Source organism: Saccharicrinis carchari, from assembly GCF_900182605.1.
In the GTDB taxonomy this organism is placed as follows: Bacteria; Bacteroidota; Bacteroidia; order Bacteroidales; family Marinilabiliaceae; genus Saccharicrinis; species Saccharicrinis carchari.
Map to the genome: position 1 here is coordinate 186,553 of NZ_FXTB01000004.1, position 22,328 is coordinate 208,880.

The 22,328-nt window shown below is 40.8% G+C and carries 20 protein-coding genes; 9 read left to right on the plus strand and 11 right to left on the minus strand.

Going from position 1 to position 22,328, the window contains the following annotated elements; all coding sequences use genetic code 11:
• Positions 1-145: 145 nt before the first annotated feature.
• A complete protein-coding gene (locus FN809_RS09550) occupies positions 146-1,498 on the plus strand; it encodes a saccharopine dehydrogenase C-terminal domain-containing protein (RefSeq protein ID WP_142533292.1) in 1,353 nt (450 codons plus the stop codon).
• Between the two features lie 160 nt (positions 1,499-1,658).
• Here the strand turns inward: FN809_RS09550 and mgtE are convergent, their stop codons facing one another.
• Positions 1,659-3,023: a magnesium transporter gene (gene mgtE / locus FN809_RS09555; RefSeq protein WP_142533293.1), complete on the minus strand. Its 1,365-nt coding sequence runs from the start codon at positions 3,021-3,023 to the stop codon at positions 1,659-1,661.
• 28 nt (positions 3,024-3,051) lie between these two features.
• Positions 3,052-3,834, minus strand: a complete 783-nt coding sequence (gene rsmA / locus FN809_RS09560; RefSeq protein ID WP_142533294.1) for a 16S rRNA (adenine(1518)-N(6)/adenine(1519)-N(6))-dimethyltransferase RsmA — start codon at positions 3,832-3,834, stop codon at positions 3,052-3,054.
• Positions 3,835-3,981: 147 nt separating this feature from the next.
• Between rsmA and FN809_RS09565 the strand changes: the two genes are divergently transcribed.
• The 4 genes from FN809_RS09565 to FN809_RS09580 all read left to right on the plus strand — a co-directional run bounded on the left by FN809_RS09565 (position 3,982) and on the right by FN809_RS09580 (position 8,371).
• Entirely contained in the window at positions 3,982-4,965 is a 984-nt protein-coding gene (locus FN809_RS09565) for a lysylphosphatidylglycerol synthase transmembrane domain-containing protein (protein ID WP_246095562.1), read from the plus strand.
• Positions 4,952-5,941, plus strand: coding sequence for a lysylphosphatidylglycerol synthase domain-containing protein (locus FN809_RS09570; RefSeq protein ID WP_142533296.1), 990 nt, complete (start codon positions 4,952-4,954; stop codon positions 5,939-5,941). Before FN809_RS09565 ends, FN809_RS09570 begins: the two co-directional genes overlap by 14 nt.
• Before the next feature lie 92 nt (positions 5,942-6,033).
• On the plus strand, positions 6,034-7,119 hold the full coding sequence (locus FN809_RS09575) for an HU domain-containing protein (protein WP_142533297.1): 1,086 nt from the start codon (positions 6,034-6,036) through the stop codon (positions 7,117-7,119).
• Positions 7,120-7,345: 226 nt separating this feature from the next.
• A complete protein-coding gene (locus FN809_RS09580; RefSeq protein WP_185957520.1) occupies positions 7,346-8,371 on the plus strand; it encodes a glycosyltransferase in 1,026 nt (341 codons plus the stop codon).
• Here the strand turns inward: FN809_RS09580 and FN809_RS09585 are convergent.
• The 3 genes from FN809_RS09585 to rlmN form a co-directional block, all read right to left on the minus strand.
• Entirely contained in the window at positions 8,363-9,184 is an 822-nt protein-coding gene (locus FN809_RS09585) for a hypothetical protein (protein ID WP_142533299.1), read from the minus strand. The genes FN809_RS09580 and FN809_RS09585 overlap by 9 nt on opposite strands.
• A 103-nt stretch (positions 9,185-9,287) precedes the next feature.
• A complete protein-coding gene (locus FN809_RS09590; RefSeq protein ID WP_142533300.1) occupies positions 9,288-9,608 on the minus strand; it encodes a single-stranded DNA-binding protein in 321 nt (106 codons plus the stop codon).
• Positions 9,609-9,680: 72 nt separating this feature from the next.
• The gene (rlmN, locus tag FN809_RS09595; protein ID WP_142533301.1) at positions 9,681-10,724 is read right to left on the minus strand and encodes a 23S rRNA (adenine(2503)-C(2))-methyltransferase RlmN; all 1,044 of its coding nucleotides are present in this window, start codon (positions 10,722-10,724) and stop codon (positions 9,681-9,683) included.
• Positions 10,725-10,833: 109 nt separating this feature from the next.
• Between rlmN and FN809_RS09600 the strand changes: the two genes are divergently transcribed.
• Entirely contained in the window at positions 10,834-11,235 is a 402-nt protein-coding gene (locus FN809_RS09600; protein WP_185957521.1) for an acyl-CoA thioesterase, read from the plus strand.
• A gap of 9 nt (positions 11,236-11,244) precedes the next feature.
• Here FN809_RS09600 and FN809_RS09605 read toward each other — a convergent pair whose 3' ends face one another.
• Positions 11,245-11,907 carry a ferredoxin--NADP reductase gene (locus FN809_RS09605; protein WP_142533303.1) on the minus strand — a complete coding sequence of 221 codons (663 nt, stop codon included), beginning with the start codon at positions 11,905-11,907 and terminating at the stop codon, positions 11,245-11,247.
• 46 nt (positions 11,908-11,953) lie between these two features.
• Positions 11,954-12,967, minus strand: coding sequence for an SRPBCC family protein (locus tag FN809_RS09610; RefSeq protein ID WP_142533304.1), 1,014 nt, complete (start codon positions 12,965-12,967; stop codon positions 11,954-11,956).
• 215 nt (positions 12,968-13,182) lie between these two features.
• On the opposite strand from FN809_RS09610, the gene FN809_RS09615 reads away from it, so the two are divergent.
• Together FN809_RS09615 and FN809_RS09620 are read left to right on the plus strand one after the other, a co-directional pair.
• Complete coding sequence (locus FN809_RS09615) at positions 13,183-14,772, plus strand: LamG-like jellyroll fold domain-containing protein (protein WP_185957522.1); 1,590 nt, start codon at positions 13,183-13,185, stop codon at positions 14,770-14,772.
• Between the two features lie 197 nt (positions 14,773-14,969).
• Positions 14,970-15,896 carry a cation diffusion facilitator family transporter gene (locus FN809_RS09620; protein ID WP_142533306.1) on the plus strand — a complete coding sequence of 309 codons (927 nt, stop codon included), beginning with the start codon at positions 14,970-14,972 and terminating at the stop codon, positions 15,894-15,896.
• 119 nt (positions 15,897-16,015) lie between these two features.
• On the opposite strand, the gene FN809_RS09625 is transcribed toward FN809_RS09620, so the two are convergent.
• The 3 genes from FN809_RS09625 to FN809_RS09635 are packed head-to-tail and all read right to left on the minus strand — an operon-like array spanning position 16,016 to position 19,351.
• A complete protein-coding gene (locus tag FN809_RS09625; protein WP_142533307.1) occupies positions 16,016-17,113 on the minus strand; it encodes a TlpA disulfide reductase family protein in 1,098 nt (365 codons plus the stop codon).
• 6 nt (positions 17,114-17,119) lie between these two features.
• Complete coding sequence (meaB, locus tag FN809_RS09630) at positions 17,120-18,235, minus strand: methylmalonyl Co-A mutase-associated GTPase MeaB (RefSeq protein WP_142533308.1); 1,116 nt, start codon at positions 18,233-18,235, stop codon at positions 17,120-17,122.
• Between the two features lie 39 nt (positions 18,236-18,274).
• Entirely contained in the window at positions 18,275-19,351 is a 1,077-nt protein-coding gene (locus FN809_RS09635; RefSeq protein WP_142533309.1) for a DUF1573 domain-containing protein, read from the minus strand.
• A gap of 367 nt (positions 19,352-19,718) precedes the next feature.
• On the opposite strand from FN809_RS09635, the gene lpdA reads away from it, so the two are divergent.
• Positions 19,719-21,110 carry a dihydrolipoyl dehydrogenase gene (gene lpdA, locus FN809_RS09640; RefSeq protein WP_142533310.1) on the plus strand — a complete coding sequence of 464 codons (1,392 nt, stop codon included), beginning with the start codon at positions 19,719-19,721 and terminating at the stop codon, positions 21,108-21,110.
• Between the two features lie 130 nt (positions 21,111-21,240).
• Here the strand turns inward: lpdA and FN809_RS09645 are convergent, their stop codons facing one another.
• A complete protein-coding gene (locus FN809_RS09645; protein ID WP_142533311.1) occupies positions 21,241-22,086 on the minus strand; it encodes a DUF3108 domain-containing protein in 846 nt (281 codons plus the stop codon).
• Between the last annotated feature and the right edge of the window lie 242 nt (positions 22,087-22,328).

A 22,328-nucleotide genomic window follows, 5' to 3' on the forward strand; every position in this document is an offset into this window, starting at 1 on the left:
TGTGGTACTAATCCGGCTGGCTTAGCTTTTAACTTTATTATTAACCGTGCAAATATAAAATTAATAATCCGTAAAGATAAGGATAAGTGAAAGACGAAGTTAGATTATTGATTATCACAATAATTAACAGTATATTATAATCCAAATGAGCAACAATAAAAACATACTAATTCTGGGTGCAGGCAAAGTAGCGGGACCGATTGTACAATATTTTTTACGTCAGAAATATCGCGTAACTGTTGCCTCGCAATATCTTTATGAAGGAGAGTTAATCATTGAAAACAACCCACTCGGCGAAGCCGTTGAATGCTGTGCCAATGATGGCGCTAAACTTAATTCTTTGGTCCGCAACAGCAATGTGGTGGTGAGTTTATTGCCCAATAAATTTCATCATTTGGTGTGCAAAGCTTGCATCCGGCAAAAACGCAGTTTGCTTACCCCCTCATACGAGCAGCCCGAAATTAGTTTGATGCATTCTGATGCCTGCAAAAGCAACATTACCATTTTAAACGAAATGGGCTTATATCCGGGGATAGATCACATGTGGGCATCCGAAATTATTGCCGAGATTAAGGCAAGAGGAGGCAAGGTTAAAAAGTTTATTTCGGCATGTGGTGCTTTGCCCTCTCCCGAATCCCTTGATAATCCTTTCCGGTATAAATTTTCGTGGAGCCCAAAAGCTGTGATGCGGGCCAGCTCCGCTAAGGCCAGTTATCTGAAAAACAATATTATGGTTGAGCTCGAACCATCCCAATTGATGAAGAACATTGTTGCCGTAAAAATAAGACGATTAGGTAAACTGGAAGCACACGCCAATCGCAACGCCCTGCCATACATTAGTTTATACCAAATACCTCAGGTAGAAACCTTTTTTAGGGGAACGTTAAGGTACAAAGGATGGTGCGAGGTGATAGATGCTTTAATAGAAACCGGCTACCTTTCTGAAAAACCCTTTCCGGAACACATTAGCAACTATGGCGATTTAACTGCATTTTTGGGTGGTATGGAGAACACTCCCAATTTGAGGGATAGTTTTGCACGGAAACTCAATATAAAAACGCATTCCAACACCATTATGGCCATGGAATGGATTGGCTTGTTTTCCAGGTCACATTTCAACACCAATTTGTCAAGCCCCTTTGAGGTGCTAACCAACAGAATGGCAGGCAGAATAAAAATGTTGCCCTCGGATAAAGATGTTGTAGTACTAAACCAACAAATATTGTTTACCCTACCCGATGGAAAAGAAAAAATGATAAATGCTGTATTGACTCGGATGGGCAGAGACGATCAAAGAACTGCCATTGCCGATGCGGTTTCGTTACCCACAGCCCTGGCTGCTGAAATGTTGCTACATAAAAGTATTGAACACAAGGGTGTTATCCGCCCGGTTTACCCCGACATTTACCAACCTATACTTAAAAAATTGAGGGAAAATTTTAAATTTAGATTTAAAGAAACCGAATTAGACGGCGAAAAATGGCCGAAAGGCTGGTGATAAATAACAGTTGACCGTAAGTTGATTTAAGCAAAAACCTCTACATTACATCCATTTTGCTGCACCACACGCTACAAAAGACCACATCCTTTAATTTAATTCATAGCGCTCAAACAGTGCCGGATTTTATTATACTAGCTAAAACATATTCATCACCTCTTTATACCAACCATGCATAACATATCGTGGCTATGGTGAGATATACAAACATACCTATAATATCGTTCATGGTAGTAACAAAGGGACCGGTGGCAACGGCCGGATCTATTTTTAAACGTTTCATCAAAAGGGGGATAAAAGTACCCAATAAAGAGGCAAACACCACCACCGAAAACATGGCGATACCCACCGTGTAGGTTAGTGCCACACCAGCACCCACTATATAATTATAAGTTAAAATAATAACCGCCAGCACCGTGGCATTGAGCAGGGCGATGGACAGCTCTTTTATAAGCTTATTCCAGGTAGTATCCAGGCCCATACTCCCCGAAGCCAGTGATTGTACAATAATGGCCGAAGACTGCATACCCGTATTACCGGCCATGGCAGCAATCAAACCCATAAAAAAGGCCAATTGAGGATGTTCCGAAAGCAAACTAACAAACCCACCCACCACACGCGAACTGAGTATACCACCCAACATACCCAGCAACAGCCAGGGCATACGTGCACGTGTATGAATCCAGACACTGTCCGACGATTCCACATCCTCGGTAATACCGGAAGCCAGCTGATAGTCCTTTTCGGCTTCTTCGCGCATAAAATCCACCACGTCGTCGATGGTAATGCGACCCACCAAACGGCCTATCCCATCCACTACCGGCAGGGCAACCAAATCATATTTTTCCATGATAGCGCTTACCTCCTCACCAGGCGCATCCGTACGTACAGATATTAATTTATCGTTATAAATATCCTTTACAGTAGCATTTTCGGGGCTTAACAGCAAACGTTTTAAGGAGAGCGTTCCTTTTAAAATACCATCGTTGTCCACCACATACACGTAATATACCTCGTTCACATCTTCGCCTTGCCTGCGCATACTGCGCAAACAAGTAGGCAGATTCCACGACTCCTTTACCTGGATGTACTCTTTGGCCATCAAGCCCCCGGCCGTATCTTCGTGGTAATTAAGTAAATCGGCAATATCACCGGCCACCTTCACATCCTCAAGGTGCGAGAGTACTTCTTGCTGCCGGTTGTCATCCATCTCGCCCAACACGTCGGCCGCATCATCGGAGTCCATCTGATCGATGAATCGCCTCGCTATGACCTCACTGGGTAGTGCTTCCAGAAAACGACGACGTTCATCTTCTTCCAATTCCAGAATAACGTCGGCGGCCGTTTCGTCGTCAGCCAGCAGATAAATATATTTAGCTTCTTCGAGGTCAAGCTCCCTAAAAAGGTCAGCAATATCGGCCGGATGCAGTTTGCTCAGCTTTTGCTTTAGCTTTTTTTCCTCCTTGTGCTCAATGGCATGTCGAACCTTATCTACAAAGCCTCTGGTTAACGTAAACTTGGGCATAAACGGTGAATTATATAGGAATGGATAATTAATGCAACATATTCGCTTGAATAAATTGTGTAAGTGCTACAAACTCTTTAACACCTAACTGTTCCGGTCGTTTTCCAAAAACCTCCATTTGCATAACTTTTTCCCGGTTAAAAGGAATCGACTTTAGGGAGTTACTCAGCGTTTTCCGGCGTTGATTAAAACCTGTTTTAACAATACGCGCAAAAAGTTTCTCGTCGCAGTCGAGTTTTTGGACATTGTTACGTGTAACTCTAATAACGCCGGATTTTACTTTGGGCGGAGGCGTAAAAACATGTTCTGGTACGGTAAAAAGATATTCGACGTTATAATAGGCCTGTAAAAAAATACTAAGTATTCCCTGGGCTCTTGTTCCGGGAGGTGCCGTTAAGCGTTCGGCCACTTCTTTTTGCAGCATGCCAACCACCTCGGGTATTTTGTCTTTGTATTCAAGTACTTTAAAAAATATTTGACTCGATATATTGTACGGAAAATTACCAATGATGCTAAATTGCTCTTTACTTAACTTATTAAGGTCCATCTGCAAAAAGTCGTCGGATATAATATGGTTGTTCAATTGAGGGTAATGCTTTTTCAGATAGGCAACGGATTCCACATCTATTTCCACCACCTTTAAATTAATCCCTTCTTTATCTAATAAGTACTTGGTCAATACGCCCATACCCGGCCCCACTTCCAATACATTGGTATTATTATTCATTAAGCTGCCGGCTATTTTTTTTGCGATACCTTCGTCGTTTAAAAAATGTTGTCCCAGATGCTTTTTTGCCCTAACGTTCTTCATCCCTCAATTATTTTTTATCTGTTATGTGCCCATTCAGGCGCATATAATTCCCCTTTTCTAACTAATCTTAAAAACAGGTTGCGTAAACAGATAATCTTTTGTAAAATTGCACTCGCAAAAATCTGCGGCAAAGGTAAAATTTTAATATTGAAAAAGACGATATTTAACATTGTAAAATTTGTTATATACCTGTGTATAGGAGGCTTTCTATTGTGGTTTGTATATCGCAACTACGATATGAAGGAAATCAAGGCCACATTAGGTCAGGGTATAAACTATTGGTGGCTTTTACTTTCGATGGTAATTGGACTACTTAGTCATTTTAGCCGCACTATTCGTTGGCAGATGCTTATAGAACCCATCGAAAAAAAAACCAGATTATCCAATACTTTCTTCGCTGTGATGATAGGGTATTTTGCCAATCTGCTTATTCCACGAATGGGCGAAATATCGCGCTGCGGGGTACTTAGCCGTTACGAAAACATATCTGTATCTAAGCTAATAGGTACCGTTGTAGTGGAGCGTTTAAGTGATTTGATAATGCTGCTGTTTTGTATTGCTCTGGTACTTGGGCTACAATTTAATCTGGTATCCGACTTTTTATCCGAAAATACCGACTTTAGTTCTTTCGCACAATTGTTTACATCGGTGTGGACCTATGTCATCCTGTTGTCCATTGTGCTGGCTCTGCGACTGTTAAAAAAATGGTTTGCCAAAACTTCGCCCTACAAAAAGCTTAAAGGTTTGTGGGCCAAGTTTTCCGAGGGTTTTTTGGCGGTCAAGAATATTAAGAATAAATGGGCCTTTGTACTACACACCTTATTTATTTGGCTCATGTATTTTTTTATGATTTATGTGAGCTTTTTTGCCTTTGAATTCACCTCACATTTATCCCTTATAGCGGGACTCACCACCTTTGTATTAGGCAGCTTAGGAATGGTTGCCCCTGTTCAAGGAGGTATGGGACCCTGGCATTTTATGGTAATAGCCACCTTACAGATGTATGGTATCGTTGAAAACGAGGGTGCCGCCTTTGCGCTTATCGTATGGAGTTCGGTAAATGCCATGATCGTTTTAATGGGATTAATATCCCTTATTGTGCTGCCTCTCATTAATCGTGAAAAAACTTAAGATGCACCTCATACTCAAAAAAGGCAGATGGATATCCTTGCTTGTGGCCACTTTGAGTTTTTCATACATTGTTTTTCGGCTTCTTCAATACAAACAACAATTTTCACTTTCGGATATTCCACATTTTACTAATCAAAATTTACTGATTGTATTGCTGGTACAAGCTATTATGCTGTGTATTAATGTGTTTTTCGAATCGAAAAAATGGCAACTACTAATCACAACCGTTACAACAGTAAACTTTAGCAAAGCCTTAAAAATGGTAATGGCAGGTTTCGCTTCCGGGATAATAACACCTGCCAAAATGGGTGAGCCCTTAGGACGTGCCCTATTCCTAAAGCATAAATTTTGGCCTCATGCTACGGTATTAACCTATTTAGGCGGAATGATAAGCAATGCCATAGTTATTATCGTTGCTTTGCCATGCTTACTGTTATTGCATAATGTACTATGGTGTACACCTCCATCCATGCTACTTGTTTACCTGCTGTTCCTATTGCTTCTTACGGTTACTATTATGCTACTAAGGCACCAAAAAAAAAGGCTTTATCAATACATCCATCGTTTTAAACCGTTGCAAACTTTACAACAGTTGCTGTACCAAATAAGCCGTATACCCAAAAATACTATTGGCTTAGTTGCCGGATATACCTTTTTGCGGTTTACGGTGTATTGTGCACAGCTAATTATTATACTATGGTTGTTGGGAGCCAACTTCGAGCCGGCTATTGTAGCAATGGTTCCATTATATTTTTTGCTCATTAGCATAGCGCCTTCCTTTTTTTTGGCCGAGCTCGGTATACGGGGGTCTGTGGCTTTGTTTATTTTTACCGGAGTTGGCCTTTCTGATGTGTCTATCGTAGTAGCAGTTTCGGCATTATGGGTAATAAATCAGGTGATACCTGCCCTTTCCGGGATTGTTGTAATTTGGCGCGTTGGTATGTTGAAAAAAAGGATTGAACCTTATCGTAATTAAAGTTTTAAAGTAAATTATCCGTAATTCTCAAAAACTCATTATCTTTAGTTCAATTTTTCGGGTATTAACCTCAAAATCCTACTTTACTTGTAATGGAAAAATATATAAAAGAACTCCTTTCAGAAAATAACAGAGTTATCATTCCCAACTTTGGAGCTTTCATTGTTTCAAAAGAACACGGTACAAGTGTTTTATTTAATAACTTCTTGAGCTTTAACGATGGATTGTTGGTAAATTACATTGCCGAGCAAAAAGGAATTGATACTATTATAGCTACTGAACAGGTTTTTGAATATGCCGACAACTTAAAAAAAGAACTGGAAGAGGTGGGCACCTATATAATTGATAAGTTGGGTACCTTTAGAAAAGATGACAATGGCATTTTGCGCTTTCAACAGTCCGATGATGTGAACGAATTACTCGGTCAGGATACCCATCAAACAAATGAAATATCCCCGAAAACAGAACTAAAGGAGAAAGATGAGCCGGCAAAAAAAGTATTTGTTCTGGATATTGAAGATGATGATTCTCCAGCCGTAGAACCGACCGTTGGCTCTAATGAAACCCAAACCCGGAATACAATTAAAGATAAGGCTGCCAGCCCCGAAAAAACTACCGTAACACCTCCAGCAGGTTTAGATACAGATGCCAAAAATACGGACAAAGGAAAAGTTCAATTAAAAAAAACAGTACCATCACCCAAGCCTGAAAAGAAAAAGAAAAATCTGGTTCCGATTCTTTTGTTAATAGCTACGGCTATAATAATTCTATTTTTTGGCATTTATTATATTTTCTACAACCAACCCAAGCAGCCTGAGCCTGTGGTAGCAAAAAAGGCAATACTGAAACCTAACATCACAAAGGAAGTAGCTAAGGATACAACGTTAGTTGTAGCCAACATTAAGGAATCGGTTGCTGATATCCCTCAGGAAATGATAAACCCTGGAGCAAAAAAAGGAAGAATCTATATTATCGTAGGTGGATTTAAAGACGAAGTAAACGCCCAAAAAATGCTGAGTAAATTAAAAAGTGAGGGATACAACAATGCCGAAACATTTTTATTAAACAACATGCATTTGGTGAGTATTGATTCCGATACCTCTTACAAAAAGATGGAAGCACGGCAACAAGCGCTACTCAACCAAAAAATAGAAAGCTGGCTTTACAAGGTAAAATAAGTATTCGCAAATTATACATTGACCCGGGTTCAGAATATGAATCCGGGTTTTTTAGATAGGGGTTGTTTTTAAAAACTATCTCCTCCGGTAAAAATGTAAATTTACTTTTCAGATTCAAAGCATGGTTACAACAGCGGTTTCAATTATTACACTTGTTATATTTGCCTGCTATTATTGGCTTATATTCCGGTTTAGTCAAGGGTGGAAAAAATTAAAAAAAATTGAATTGTCACCTTCTACCGAAAAAACCAGCCTTTCGTGTGTAATAGCATTCCGAAACGAGGAAGCCCACCTTACCAAGCTCATAGAAGGATTAAAAAAGCAGCAGAACGTTAGTTTTGAGGTTGTGCTGATTGACGACCATAGTACAGACAACTCCTTTGCATTGGCCAATAAGCTAACGGCCGATTTGCCGACTTTTACAGTGCTAAAAAATAAAGGGTGGGGTAAAAAGGCTGCGCTTGCCAATGGCGTGGCAGCTTCGCGTTTCGATTACCTTGTTTTTACGGATGCCGATTGTATACACCCACAAAACTGGCTGGCTAATATGGCCCATTATTTTAATTCTTCCTCTGCCCTACTGTTGGTTGGTCCGGTGCGCCTTACAAAACCCACCAATTTCTTTGAATACTTTCAAGCCTTCGACTTCTTAAGTCTTGTAACATCCGCTGCCGGAGCCATCGGTGCCAGCCGCCCTATCATGTGCAATGGTGCCAATTTAGCAGTTTACAAAGACTTATGGTTAGCGGCTCAATCATCTTTAAAAGAAGAATGGGCCAGTGGGGATGACATTTTTTTATTGCAATATTGTAAGGCGCATAAAAAAAACATAGCTTTTGTCAATTCTCACCATGCCATTGTACAAACCTATCCCGAACCAAAACTGTCGGCTTTTTTACAGCAGCGTGCGCGCTGGGCATCCAAAAGCAAGGGTTATACCGATAACTTTACCTTACTGGTGGCCTGGACCGTACTGTTGGTTAATCTGTTTATATTGGCCTTACCTTTGTTATTCTTATTGTACATTCCGTTAAGCTTTGGCCTGCTCGCTTTGTACATTATAAAAATCACCCTGGATTACCACCTTATAAAACGCGGTGCTTATTTTTTTAAAATGAAATTGAATACGGGCAGCTACTTGGGTATTGCATTTATTTACCCCCTTTATATTATTGCTTCTGTGTTGTGGGCTTTCTTTGGCAATAACACCTGGAAAAATCGAAAAATTAACCAGATTATTTATCTACTTTAACCTATTCAACTCTTGCTTTACATTTGCTATTTCCGTTTTAATTTTTGCAATATCTTTTAAAACAAATGCCATTTCATATCCATCACTAATCGCTTCTTTATCAAACTTCTCCATTACAATATAATAATTTCCCTTACCCATAAAGTGCACTTTTAATGGTTTATCAACGTTTTGGGCTATAAAATCAATGATGCCATTATCGGCCCCATGCTTATAATTCACCACTTCCCAATAAGTGCCCTGATCCTCAAACTTTCTGTTATCAAAACCATCTTCCTGCACTTCACTACTGGTAACCGACTGTCCTTGATTATACACTTTTATTTTATTGTGGTAAATATATTTATTACCCACATAACGGCTCGAAATATAAAAATCGCCATCCATATTCAAATGTGCACGCAGGTAGGTTCTGCTATATGAATTTTGCGGTCTCTGGCGCTTATGTATAAGTATTTCTTTTGGGCCATAATCCTTGCTTACGGTAAAATTTTTCATCAGCACCTTCAACTCTTCCTCCTTTTTCACCAAAGCACTATCAAAAAAAGCCAGGTTGCGCTCCTGCTCGCCAATTTTTATGGTGCGTAACAAATCTTCGGCTCGGGTCACGTATTCAATTTCATTTGGCGTTTGTTCTATAATGGAGTCCAGCACCAATTTAGCGTCGTTGTGCAACTCCCGTGTAAAAAGCTTTTGGGCTCTGTCGAATTTCTCTTTGGCTATTTGCTCTGCTGAAGGGCCACAGGCGGCAAGCAACAACAATAAGACACTCACCGTTAACCAATTAATATTATTATTTACTTGTATATGCATTGTCATATTCTTTTACATTTCAACAAAATACAAAAATAAAAAAACCGACCATAAACGCCGGCTTTATATGCAATAAGTTAGTGGTGGTTGATGATTAAAGGAATTAACTCAAAAACTCAAATTCTTTTACGGTAACCTCCAACGAAGATTGAATTTCACCCTCTTTATTTTTGTAAGCTGAGCTGTGCGGTTCGCCTTCGATGAGCATTTTTTTACCTTTTTTAATGTAATCGGCAAACTTGGTATCCGAATCTTTACTGCGCCAGATGGCAGCGCGTACCCATTCGGTTCTCTCCACCTTTTCGCCTTTGGCGTTTTTGTAGTTTTTAGATACAGCCACATCAAAATTGATGACTTTTCCTTTGGCCGTTTCGGTAACAGTGGCATCGTTGCCCACATTTCCACTTAAGATTATTTTTAACATATCAAGACATTTGTTTGTTTAACATATGTACAATGTACATAAAAACAAACAGAATGTCAATAGGCGTATTTTTTAATAATCCTTCTCCTCATTCTTTTGCACCATGTTCCTGGTACTCAACAAGCCACATGCTGCATAAATATCCTCGCCTCTTGATTTACGGATGGTAGCAATCACTCCCTTTTTTTCAAGTACATCTTTAAATGCCTCCATAGTTTGTTGAGATGAACCTTTTAAAGGTGTATCAGGTATAGGGTGAAACTTAATTAGGTTAACCCTTGACCTGAGCCCACTGACCAATCGAACCAATGCTTTGGCATGTTCCGCTGTATCATTCACCCCCTCAAACATAATGTATTCAAAGGATATTCTCCGTTGCCGTCCAAAATCGTATTCTTTCAATATATCGATGATTAGCTCTATGGGATAAACATTTTCGATGGGCATCAGCTCTTTGCGCTGATTATTGTACGGACTGTGCATACTAATGGCCAAATGACAGTCACTTTCTTCAATAAAGCGACGTAAGGCAGGTGCCACTCCAATGGTAGAAACATTGATCCGGCGCGGACTCCAGGCAAAACCCCAGTCAGAAGTGATAATTTCAAGACTCTTGAGCACTTGCTCAATATTGTCCATTGGCTCACCCATTCCCATATAAACCACATTGGTCAGTTCATCTTTTTCATCAATGCTAACCATTTGGTTTACTATTTCGCCCGCCGTCAGGTTTTTTTGAAATCCCTGCTTCCCCGTCATGCAAAAAAGGCAGGCCATTTTACAGCCTACCTGCGAGCTTACGCATAGTGTCTTGCGGTTTTCGGAAGGGATGTAAGCCGCTTCTACAAACTGATTATTTCCGGAGCGGAAAAGATATTTTTTTGTTCCATCTACAGATTCCTGTACTTTATCGTAGGCAATTAATCCCACCTTATATTTTTCGTTAAGGATATCACGGTTTTTTTTCGATATATTCAACATATCATCAATGCCGTTTATCTTTTTTTTATACAGCCAATCGGCCATTTGCTTTGCCGTAAAACCCGGAAAGCCCAATTCTTTACATATCCCCTGCAACTCACTCAAGGTTTTTCCGAACAATGCTTCTTTTCCCATATTCTTCAATTTGCAAATAATGCTAGTTTTTATAGTAGCAAAGGTAATATTTCTTTTAATTTTGGTTTTAATCCAAACAGCTGAAAATCTTAATATTAATTTTATTGCTATGAAAAAATTTCTTCAAGCTATTGATATTCGTTTTTTCGATATTGATATGAACCAGCACGTTAACAACTCCGTTTATTTTACTTACATGGAAAATGCCCGTACCGAGCTATTGATGGATGAGTTTTTACGGTGCAAAAAACATGGGCTTACTTTTGTTGTAACAGAGGCTACATGCAGATATTATCAACCAATGCATCTGGGCGATAAGGTTGTTTGCGAAATGGTGTTCGAGCTAACACGTGCCGTAGAGTTTACCGTTACCTATACTTTTAAAAATCAGAAAAACGGCGAAATTTACGCTGTGGGTAAAACATGGCTTGCAATGATTAACGAAGCCAAAAACCGCCCTGTGGCTATCCCAAAAGTGTTTATCGATACATATGTTAATGGTACTTCGTAGGCGGACCAATCAGAAATATATCTCGGCCATAATATGCTCATATGCCACCCCTTTACTCAGGATAATATCACGCACCTCCACCACCATTTCGGGGCTGCCGCAAAGGAAGTAATTCACCTGACAAGGCAGTTCTGTTTGTTCTCTTAGCCAACTGGTCAGCCTTCCTTCTACTATACCCTTAGCTTGCTCCTTGGTACAAAATCTCAGGTACCTTTCGCCCAGACGTTCCTGAAAAATATCCTGGAACAAAAAATGAGACAAAGTACGCGAGCCGTGCAAAAGTTGCCGGGGAAGTTCTAAACCCGATTCTACCATCGACACAAAAGGGGCAATACCTGTACCTGTGGCAATCCACCATTCCTCTTTATCTGAAGGTGTAAACCTGCCGAAAGGAGCGGACACCAGCAATTCATCCCCGGGTTTCATCTTCGACAAAGGCGGGGTCAGCAGGCCCTGGGGGAGTACATCGAATAAAATACGCATGGTATCTTGTTTGTTATCACTGGCAATACTGTAAAGCCTTGGCTCATCTTCAAGGTTAAGCGATATGGCAACCACCTGTCCGGGGATAAAATCAAACCTGCGTTGAAACTCAATAGTAAAATATCCGGGTAAAATTTCGGTAACCGATGTTATTTTATGCGGGAACAGTTCTTTTCTTTTTCGGGACATGAATCATGTTTTCAAATCAAACACGATTATACATTATTTGTTTAAGCTATTCGACAGGCATATACAGCTCTGTTACCCATTTTCGGGCATCCGGTTCCTCCACGGGGCTGTTTAGATAAAGCTCATAAGGCGCAATGCTTTTGTTCTCTTTTATTTTATGCGTACGGGTGTAACTCATGCCGGTTGCCCAGGCATTGCCTATGTGTTCGTAATCGCCCAAAAACCTAATTTTAAGGGCTTTGCACGTAGGTATATCTGCAACATAATATGGCGCTTCCACCTGTATTTCGTCATTAAACGGAATCGCTGCCGTGTATTCTACATTACCATATATAAAATCGAATTCGTGATATATCGTCAAAGCACTTTTATGTTCCAGCGCCTTATCCGTTGCGTAGTTGCTAAGGTCGTAAAAAGTTGCTTTCATTGTGGAGCTCACCTCATCCGTGGTACAAGTTACCTTTTGCCCCATATATTTGATCGCCGGTGCATCTACAATACCTATTATCTCGACCTTTGAAGCCACATATCCCTTTTCGGCGAGTTCTTTCAACATCTTTAGGCCACGCTCGTAGTCCATACCAATTAAGGGTTCCATCATTTTGGTCATAAATCGAAAAAAGAACGGCATTTCACCTTTCATGCCCCAGGTTACGCTGGTGGTAGAATCGTTTACACTATTAAACTCCCAATAAACAAAAGCACTTGACTCCATAGGTTCAATAAAAGTGATATCCTGCTCAATGCTTTTGCCCGGTTCAACTTTTAAATGCGTTATGGTTCCTTCGCCAACCAATTCGCCCGACCATGTGTACTGGTCGTTTACCTTGTTTCCCTTACCCGTAATTATCACCTTGGCATCAGGCTCCATGCACAACCAGGGCGACCAGGAAGTCCATTCATTAAAATCCTGCACCAGATAAAAAACATCGGCATTGGCTTTATTGACCGTAATAGATCGTTTTACATCATAAGCCCCTTCCAGTGTCCACAGCCATATGGCGGCAGATCCTACGACAACGGCTAAAACAATGGCAATAATGATGAGCACTTTTTTCATGACATAAAATTTTTAGTGTCTATACGATACTGAAATAATGTTGCCTCAATTTAAGCAAAAAACATTAATTGCTCAATTTTTTATCTTTACAGATAAAAAAATTGCATGCCCAAACAGGGTGGTACTATTTTATTTTGTCAAAAACAATGGTAAATTGTGTAACCTTATACTCGGTTTGCACGATAAACAATCATAAACCACACATTCTGCAAATCATGAATTTATCTTTCAAAATAGCATCTCATTTACTGGCTTGTATGCTATTATTGTCGTCATGTACCTTGTTTGAGCCTGTGCCCAGGTTACCATCGGTTCCCTTGCTGTACTTTAACTTTAACGGCAACAACGTGTCATCCGGCATAGAGCCCTTTAAAGTGTACGGGAACCAAAAAATGTCATATGCTACAGGTGTTATAGATTCCTGTTTAAACCTTGATATCACTTCGTTTTATCGTAAACCTTTGGTTCTTGAAACAAAAGGTAAGTTTATTCCGGGAGAACAGAGTGCGTTTTCGGTAATGGTGTGGGTAAAAATGGAATCCAGCGACCATGAAAGCTATGGTATTATCGGAAACAAAAGTTTGGGAATCGAATCGGAAAGAGGATGGATTATCTCTAAAACAATATCGGGGTCGTGGCAACTGGAGGTCTCAGACGGCTATCAGAATCAAAAATATACCGCAACACCTGTTCGTCAAAAAATAAACGACAACAAATGGCATCAACTCGGGTTTATGATGGATAAAAGTGAGCAGGTAGCCCGTTGCTATTTCGACGGAAAGCTCGTGGGCGTACTCAATCTGAACGATATCCAAAGTTTCGATGCCGATTACAATTTGTATATCGGTTGCAACCCCGGATCGATAGATTATACCAAGGACACCTTTAACGGAATGATAGACGAGGTAGGTATTTGGTCGCAACGCCTAAGTGACCATCATTTTGCCGATGCTTTCCGTTTTGTTAAAAAAGAACGATTGAGCTCCAACCCCAAGTCGGGCGAAACAATAAAGGTAATGACATGGAATATTTGGAATGGAGGCAAGCAACAAGGCAAAAAAGTGGGTCTGGACAGAATTGCCCAATGTATAAAAAACAACGGTGCCGATATCGTGGCTCTTCAGGAGGAGTTTGGTTCGGGGGAATATCTCGCCGATGTCCTGGATTACTATTTTTATCGACGCAGCCTCAATTTATGTTTATTGAGCCGTTACCCCCTTGGAAAAAGTTATAATATTTACAAACCCATCAATGCCGGTGGTGTAGAAGTGTTGATTAGCGAAGATCAAAAAATAGTGGTATGTCCGGTTTGGCTCAGTTTTAAGCCCAACATCAAAGGGCTGCTAATGAACGAAGAAATAAGCTCCGACACTATCCTGCTTATTGAAAATGCCACCCGAGCAAACGAAGCTACCTTTATTTTGAGCGAAATAAGTAAACTCAGTAATGAATTAAACTCCAGCTCATTAATTTTGGCGGGTGACTTTAACAGCGGCTCCCATTTAGATTGGACGGAAGAAAACAAAGCCAACAAATACAACAAAGTAGTTCCATTTCCGGCCACCTTAAAAATGGAACAGGCCGGTTTTACAGATGCTTATCGGCACATATGGCCTGACCCCTCTCAGCAACCTGGCAACACCTTTTCGCCCATATTCAAAGAGGATTATAACGATAGAATCGATTTTATATTTTATAAGGGCAAGCACCTCAAAGCCATTGAAGCGATAATTATCGACAGTACATCAACCCCACTCTTTCCATCTGACCATGCGGCGGTAATGGTAACTTTTGGTTTGCAGTAAGCATTATTTTTTAAAGATAGAGCGTTCACGTAACTACAAGGCTTATAGAGTTACCCATAGGGGGGGCGATTTTTTAAGCCACCATCTTTCCGGGTTTATAAAGATCTGTCCTACAATTAATTATAACAGCAGCATGATAATTTGATGATTCCCTGACTCAATTGTAGTAAAATGGCTATTTTTGTTCTAAAAAAAACATGGGACACACACATGAGCACTCACATCACGGACACCATCATCCGGAATTAAAAGGGAAGAATTTATTTTTGGCCATTTTACTAAATGTGCTCATAACAGTTGCACAAGTCGTTGGCGCTATATTTAGCCATAGCCTTTCCCTGATGACGGATGCTTTGCATAACCTATCGGATGTAATGGCATTGGGACTCAGCTATGTGGCGAACAGGTTGGCCAGGAGGAAACCCACCCAAAAACAATCCTTCGGTTATAAGCGTGCCGAAATACTGGCAGCATTTATCAATGCATCCACTCTTTTGGGTATATCGCTTTATTTAATTATTGAAGCTGCCGAACGCCTCTTCACCTCCAAAAGTGTGGAAGTGGGCGGAGAATTAGTAATGTGGCTGGCCGGCCTTAGCATTGTGGCCAATGGTTTAAGCGTACTACTGATACAAAAAGATGCCAAAAACAGCATGAACATGAGAGCTGCCTATTTGCATCTATTTTCAGATATGCTTACATCCATTGCGGTTTTGATAGGGGGATATTTAATGAGCCGTTTTGCCTGGTTTTGGGTCGACAGCCTTTTATCTGTGGGCATTGCCGTTTATTTAATTGTATCCAGCTGGAGCCTCGTGGTTGGAGCCCTTCGGGTATTGATGCAATTTACGCCCAAAGGTATTGATTTGGATAAGATTACAGAAAGAATTGGTAAGGTGACGGGAGTAAAGAATATCCATCATGTGCACGTATGGCAACTCACCGACCACGAAATACACTTTGAAGCGCATGTTGATTGTGCCGACGATTTAAAAATATCCGAGGTAGATAAAGTGTTGAATGAGATAAGGGAAATATTAGAACACGATTTCAACATCCACCATTCCACCTTACAGCCTGAGTTTCGTGTGTGCGATGATAAATCACTGATTGCGAATGGGTAAATAAGAAAAGCCCCACCAACTCACCGCATGGAGAAAGAGTAGAAAACACTATTCCTTATTTTGGGGAAAACAAAAAAAGGCATCCCGGGACGCCTTTTTTTGTTAATGATTTTATGCTTTTAATTCAATAGCTCGGCTAATCTTTCTTCGAGCTGCTTGCCGCGAAGGTTTTTTGCTATAATATTACCTTCTTTATCTAACAGCAATGTAAAAGGAATACCCGTTACCCCATAAGTGTTGGCAACAGAACCATCGCCATCTATTACCTGAGTCCAGGTCAATCCGTCATCCACTATGGCTTTTCTCCAGGCTGCAGAGTCACGATCCAACGATACGCCAAGTACATCAAAGCCTTTGTCGGCATATTTCTTATAAGCTTTTACCACGTTAGGATTTTCCTGACGGCAAGGCCCACACCACGAAGCCCAAAAATCTACCAATAAATATTTTCCTTGCAGCGACGATAAAGCTACGTCATTACCCTCAACGGACTCTAAAGTGAAATCAGGAGCACTGGCCCCAATGCTGGTCGCTTTTTCGGCCTCCGCTGCTTGTCGCATCGGTTCCAAAGCGTTTTTAAGGTCGGTAACATATTTACTATCACCAATACTTGCCTCAAACTCAGCTACAAGCTCTTCAAACTCGCTCATCTCAAATTCGCTCATAGCCTGCAAGGCCATGTGTGCACCCACCACATTATCCGTGTTATTTTTGATAAAATCAAGAAAATACGCTTTCTGCTCTTCCATCAACTCCGACACCTCTTCGCGTAGTGCTTCCACTTTTACTTCGTCGCCCGTACCACTTGCTTTTTGGTACTCTTGATTTATCTGCTCCAATCGCGCTTGTCCCGGAACATTTTTCACAAACGAAGAATAAATATCATTGATAGTAGATCCTGTTACAACGGCTTCCTGCATTTTTTCAGGGTTAACCACAATATTCATCTTCGCATTCTCGCCGAAAAACACAATGGGGTTACGATTATTATCAATAAAAATAAGGTACAACTGTGGCTCATCTACCGAACCTGTAAAAGTAAATTTTCCTTCAACTATTTCAGCCGTATCTATGGCTACGGGTCGCCCTTCTGTTAGTTTGTTTAATACTGCTTTTCCATCTGTTATTCCTTCAACGGTTCCATTGATGGTAAAGGTTGATGGCTGGCACGCTGCAAAAGTAATGGCAACAAGCGCCATCCATAATAATTTTTTCATCTTTTGTTATTTAATTGTTTTAAAGTACTTGTTTAATAATTCGTTTGCTGCCGTAAAGGAACTCATTTCCTCATTCAGCACTTTTTGTTTATACGTTTGAGTAAGGTTTGCTATTTGGGGATTGTTGTAGAAGTTTGATTTTAAGTTTTCGTTTATCGATTCAAACATCCAGTATTGCGATTGCTCATTTCTACGATGTGCGAAATAGCCATTTGCCTGTGTTTTTTTAACATACTCGTTCACCATGTCCCAAATTTGCGGGATACCGGTTTTATTCAGCGCCGAACAGGTGCTTACCTGTGGAACCCAGCCCGATTTTGTTGGAGGAAATAAGTGCAAAGCATTTGTATATTGCCTTTTGGCCAGCTTGGCGCGTTCCACGTTGTCACCGTCGGCTTTATTAATAGCTATGGCATCGGCCATTTCCATAATACCCCGTTTAATTCCCTGCAGCTCATCGCCGGCTCCGGATAGCATAATCAATAAAAAGAAATCGACCATGGAATGCACCGCTGTTTCCGATTGGCCCACTCCCACTGTTTCAATAAAGATGGTATCGAACCCGGCTGCTTCGCAAAGGATAATGGTTTCGCGTGTTTTACGTGCCACTCCTCCCAAGGAACCCGCCGAAGGTGAAGGACGTATGTAGGCATTTTTTTCGGCCGACAGCTCTTCCATTCGTGTTTTATCGCCCAAAATACTTCCTTTGGATCTTTCGCTGCTGGGGTCAATGGCCAATACAGCCAGCTTACCCCCCTGCCTAATAATATGCATTCCCAATGCTTCAATAGTGGTACTTTTTCCTGCACCCGGAACACCCGTAATACCCAGGCGTATAGATTTACCTGAATAGGGCAAACACCGCTCAATTATTTGTTGTGCTATGCGCTGATGTTCGGGGAGCGAACTCTCAACCAGAGTAACCGCCTGGCTCAACAAGGTAATATCACCCTTCCTGATTCCCTCAAAAAAAGCATCTATGCCCGGCATCTTTCTACTTTTTTTCAAAAAACGTTGAGCTGCAGCCTCATTTACCGTTTCCGAGTGGGAAATACCTTTGTTGACTTTTAAATTTTTAAAGTTTTGATCGTTTTCGATATGATGATGGTTTTTATTACGCATTGCTTCTTGTAAATTTTTATGCGAATTTACAAATTTAATTTACTTAACCGTACCTTGAATCCTCAACAATATATTACTTTGCAAAGGATCGTTAGTGATAACGGTTATCGATTTATTTTGTCGGCCTGTTCTGCCTGCCGAATTAAATTCTGCTGTTATTGCTGTTTTTTCGCCGGGTGCAATAACGGTTTTATCCGGCTTGATAGCCGTACAGCCACATGATGCCTTTACTTTCCGGATAATTAAGTTCGACTTCCCTTCATTGACGATAGAATAGGTATGGGTAGCCTTTTCGCCTTGACTAATTTCACCAAAGTTAAAAACTTTATTGTCGATGCTGACTTTTGCTGCCTTGTCTTTTTCTTCTTTACTCCAACTGGCAAAATCCTCCTGAATATTGGCATTTACACTCAATCGGTTTTTGTAGTTGACCTCACCGTCCAGTTTTAAGAAAATCTGATCGTAAACAAAGCCCCAATCATTTTTGGCCGAAGCATCGTAGATAGCCGTTATCTTACCCTTTTCGCCCGGCTTTAAAGTTTTTGGCTGCGCTTGTATGGCCAGGTGCTTTGGCACCCTTTCAAAGTCGATTGACACCGGTTTGTCCGAAGTGTTAACCAAATCAACCTCTTCGCTTTTGCTTTCTTTTGGTCCGATGCGCGTAAAACTAATGTGGGTGCTTTTAAAGCGCAAAGGTCCCACGCTGCGCGGGTATAAATCTTTAAGCGTTTTAGGCCGTGGACTCACATTTCCGGTAATACGCAGCACCGTGTTGGCATTTTCGGTATTGGCGGTAACGGTAATGGTTTTATTAAAATTTCCCGGACGGTTTGCCGGATCAAAGGTTACCTTTACAAAGCCCTTGCCACCGGGCACAATAGGTTTTTTGCTCCACTCGGGCGATGTGCATCCACATGAAGCCCTCACATTATGAATTACCAAAGGCAGACTGCCCGTATTGGTGAATGTAAAGGAATGCGAAACTTTTCCTGCTTCTTCTTTTATCGCGCCAAAATCGAAAATTGTTTCTGCAAACGAAAAGGAGGGTTTGGTGTGCTGCCCCCAAGAAACTGTTGCCCAAAGCATTGCAAACGTGAATAAAATAATTTTCTTCATCTTACTTAATATTTTTGAAAGTTCTATTTTTGTATCATTTTGCGACAAATTTAGCAAAACATATGAAGCGCACGAGCCGGTTCAATATGATTTAACATCAATTTAACGCCATATGTAGTTAGTCCAAAAGCAGTTTACTGTATTAAACACTGCCTTTAAACGTAAACTATATAAAAAAGTTTCTTTATCCGAAAATTCGCATAAAATCATACCTTTATTTTTTGTTAGGCAATTTTTAATCTATTACTTTATAATTCCAATTACATTTTTCACCAAGCGACAACCTTTTTGGACGTACATTGTTCAAGTATCGTTGTTATAAATAAAAAATAAGTAAATTTTTACGCAACTATATATTTAAAACGATATGCAATACGATTTAGTAGTTATAGGAAGTGGCCCGGGGGGCTATGTTGGAGCCATACGCGCTTCGCAATTAGGATTAAAGGTAGCCGTAGTAGAAAAAGCAGAACTGGGCGGTGTTTGTTTAAATTGGGGGTGTATTCCAACCAAATCGCTACTTAAAAGCGCGGCTGTTTTTGAATACATTAAACATGCCGAAGAGTACGGAATTAAAATAGAAGGTGAATCCAAAGCCGATTTTGAAGCCATGGTAAAACGCAGTCGCGATGTGGCGGATGGCATGAGTAAGGGCATCCAGTTTTTGTTTAAAAAAAATAAAATAGATATTATTAATGGAACCGGTAAGCTCAAAGACAAGCAAACCGTTGAAGTTAAAAAAGAAGATGGAAGCACCGAAAATGTTTCTGCCAAACACATCATGCTGGCAACCGGTGCCCGTAGCCGCGAGCTGCCCAACCTTCCCCAGGATGGTGAAAAAGTGATAGGTTACCGTAAGGCATTAACCCTTAAAAAACAACCTGAATCAATGATTGTGGTAGGTTCAGGCGCCATTGGAAGTGAGTTTGCTTATTTTTACAGTTCCATTGGCACAAAAGTTACCCTGGTAGAGTACTTGCCCAATATTGTACCCTTGGAAGATGAGGAAGTTTCGAAACAATTGGCACGCTCTTTTAAAAAGGCCAACATTAACGTGATGGTATCTTCAGAAGTGCTTAGCGTGGATACCGGTGGCAACAAGGTAAAAGCTATTATTAAAACTAAAAAAGGAGAAGAAACCCTTGAGGCGGACATTGTGCTTTCGGCAGTGGGCATTGCACCCAACCTGGAAGGCATAGGACTGGAAGAAGTAGGGGTTGAAGTGGAAAAAGGCAAAATAAAGGTAGACGAATTTTATCGCACTTCGGTAGAAGGTGTTTATGCTATTGGCGATATTGTTCCCGGTCAGGCACTTGCCCATGTTGCTTCGGCAGAGGCCATTACCTGTGTGGAAAAAATAGCAGGACAAAACCCCCAGCCCATTGATTATAACAACATACCGGGTTGTACCTATACATCGCCCGAAGTGGCCTCGGTTGGCATGACGGAAGCGGCAGCCAAAGAGGCCGGCTACGAGCTCAAAATCGGCAAGTTTCCCTTCTCGGCTTCAGGCAAGGCAAGTGCTGCCGGACACAAAGATGGCTTTGTGAAATTACTCTTCGATGCCAAATATGGCGAGCTGTTGGGTGCGCATTTAATTGGGGCAAACGTAACGGAGATGGTGGCCGAATTGGTTGTAGCCCGTAAATTAGAAATCACCGGACACGAATTAATTAAATCGATACATCCCCACCCCACCATATCGGAAGCCATTATGGAAGCAGCGGCTGCAGCCTACGGCGAGGTGATTCATATCTAAAGTTTATAAGGCGGACAAAATTGGAGATATAGCTGCAGACACAATACAAAAACAGCAGTCGGCCCATCATTTAATCAGGGTTTTGCACCTACGTGCAACCCTGATTTTTTATTTTGGATAATCCCATTTTTCAGTCTAACACTTCGGCCTCTATCGGATTACGCAGCCCCACGGCATCCACAAAAACGGCCTTAACCGAACCAATAAGCACTTTGGCCTCTACAATGATAGGAACCCTGGCATTGTCGTCACTTACCCAAACAACCATATCTTCGCCCGACTTAAAGATGGTTCCGGGCACCAGAAGCGGTGAAAATTTTAAGCATCGAAACTTCCTACCGTCGCGGTTTTTGATGATCTCTTTACCCAGATAACGAATAAATAAATGGTGAATTTTACCGTCAACAATCATTGTGATGGGTATTTTTTCGTTGACTTTATAAGTGCTATAATTAATGTTCCGGGCCTTGTACACCATCGAAAGTAAATCGGCTGTGCAATCTTCAAGTGCAATTGTTCCCTCCTTAAAAATTGAGGAGTCATCTTTTTTTATTTGGGTTTTAATGGTCCGACTGTCGTGATTGAACCAATATTTATGGTGGGCTTTGGTACTTCCTTCATTGGTTACCCGATTAAAATACAAGGGGGCGAACTGCTCCTTATCCACAAACACCTCAAAAGTATCGCGCACTTTCATAAATTTATCGTAGCCCTTGTAGGTTCTGCCATAAGCCGATAAAAACCAGGCATCCCGTTCGTTATAGGTTTTGTTCTGTACCGAGAAGTGAACAATACCTGCATTGAGCCATATAAAATGCCAATTGTAATAAGCATGGTAAGTAACCGTTTCGCCCGCCTTAAAAGTGTAGTTTTTCACTTCGCACTGCCCCTTGACCGAAAACGGCAAAACACCAAGCAAAATGGCCCATATCACCATATAACCTTGTTTATAAACTACACATTTCCAATTTCTCATCTAGTTATAAAATAATCCTACTTATTAATTCTTCAGTTCCGACACAAAGTTGTTACTAAGTAAATAACGAGAACTATGGAGCGTCCGGTTTACATTACATACCGCATAATCATGCTTTACCTCTTTAGAGGTACACTTACTACACAACATCCCCGCCTAAAATAGTGGTTAAGCTATTTTAAAAGCCTAAGGAAATCATAGGATTCAGCTTGTTACTCTTCAATGATTACTCCAAACTGAAC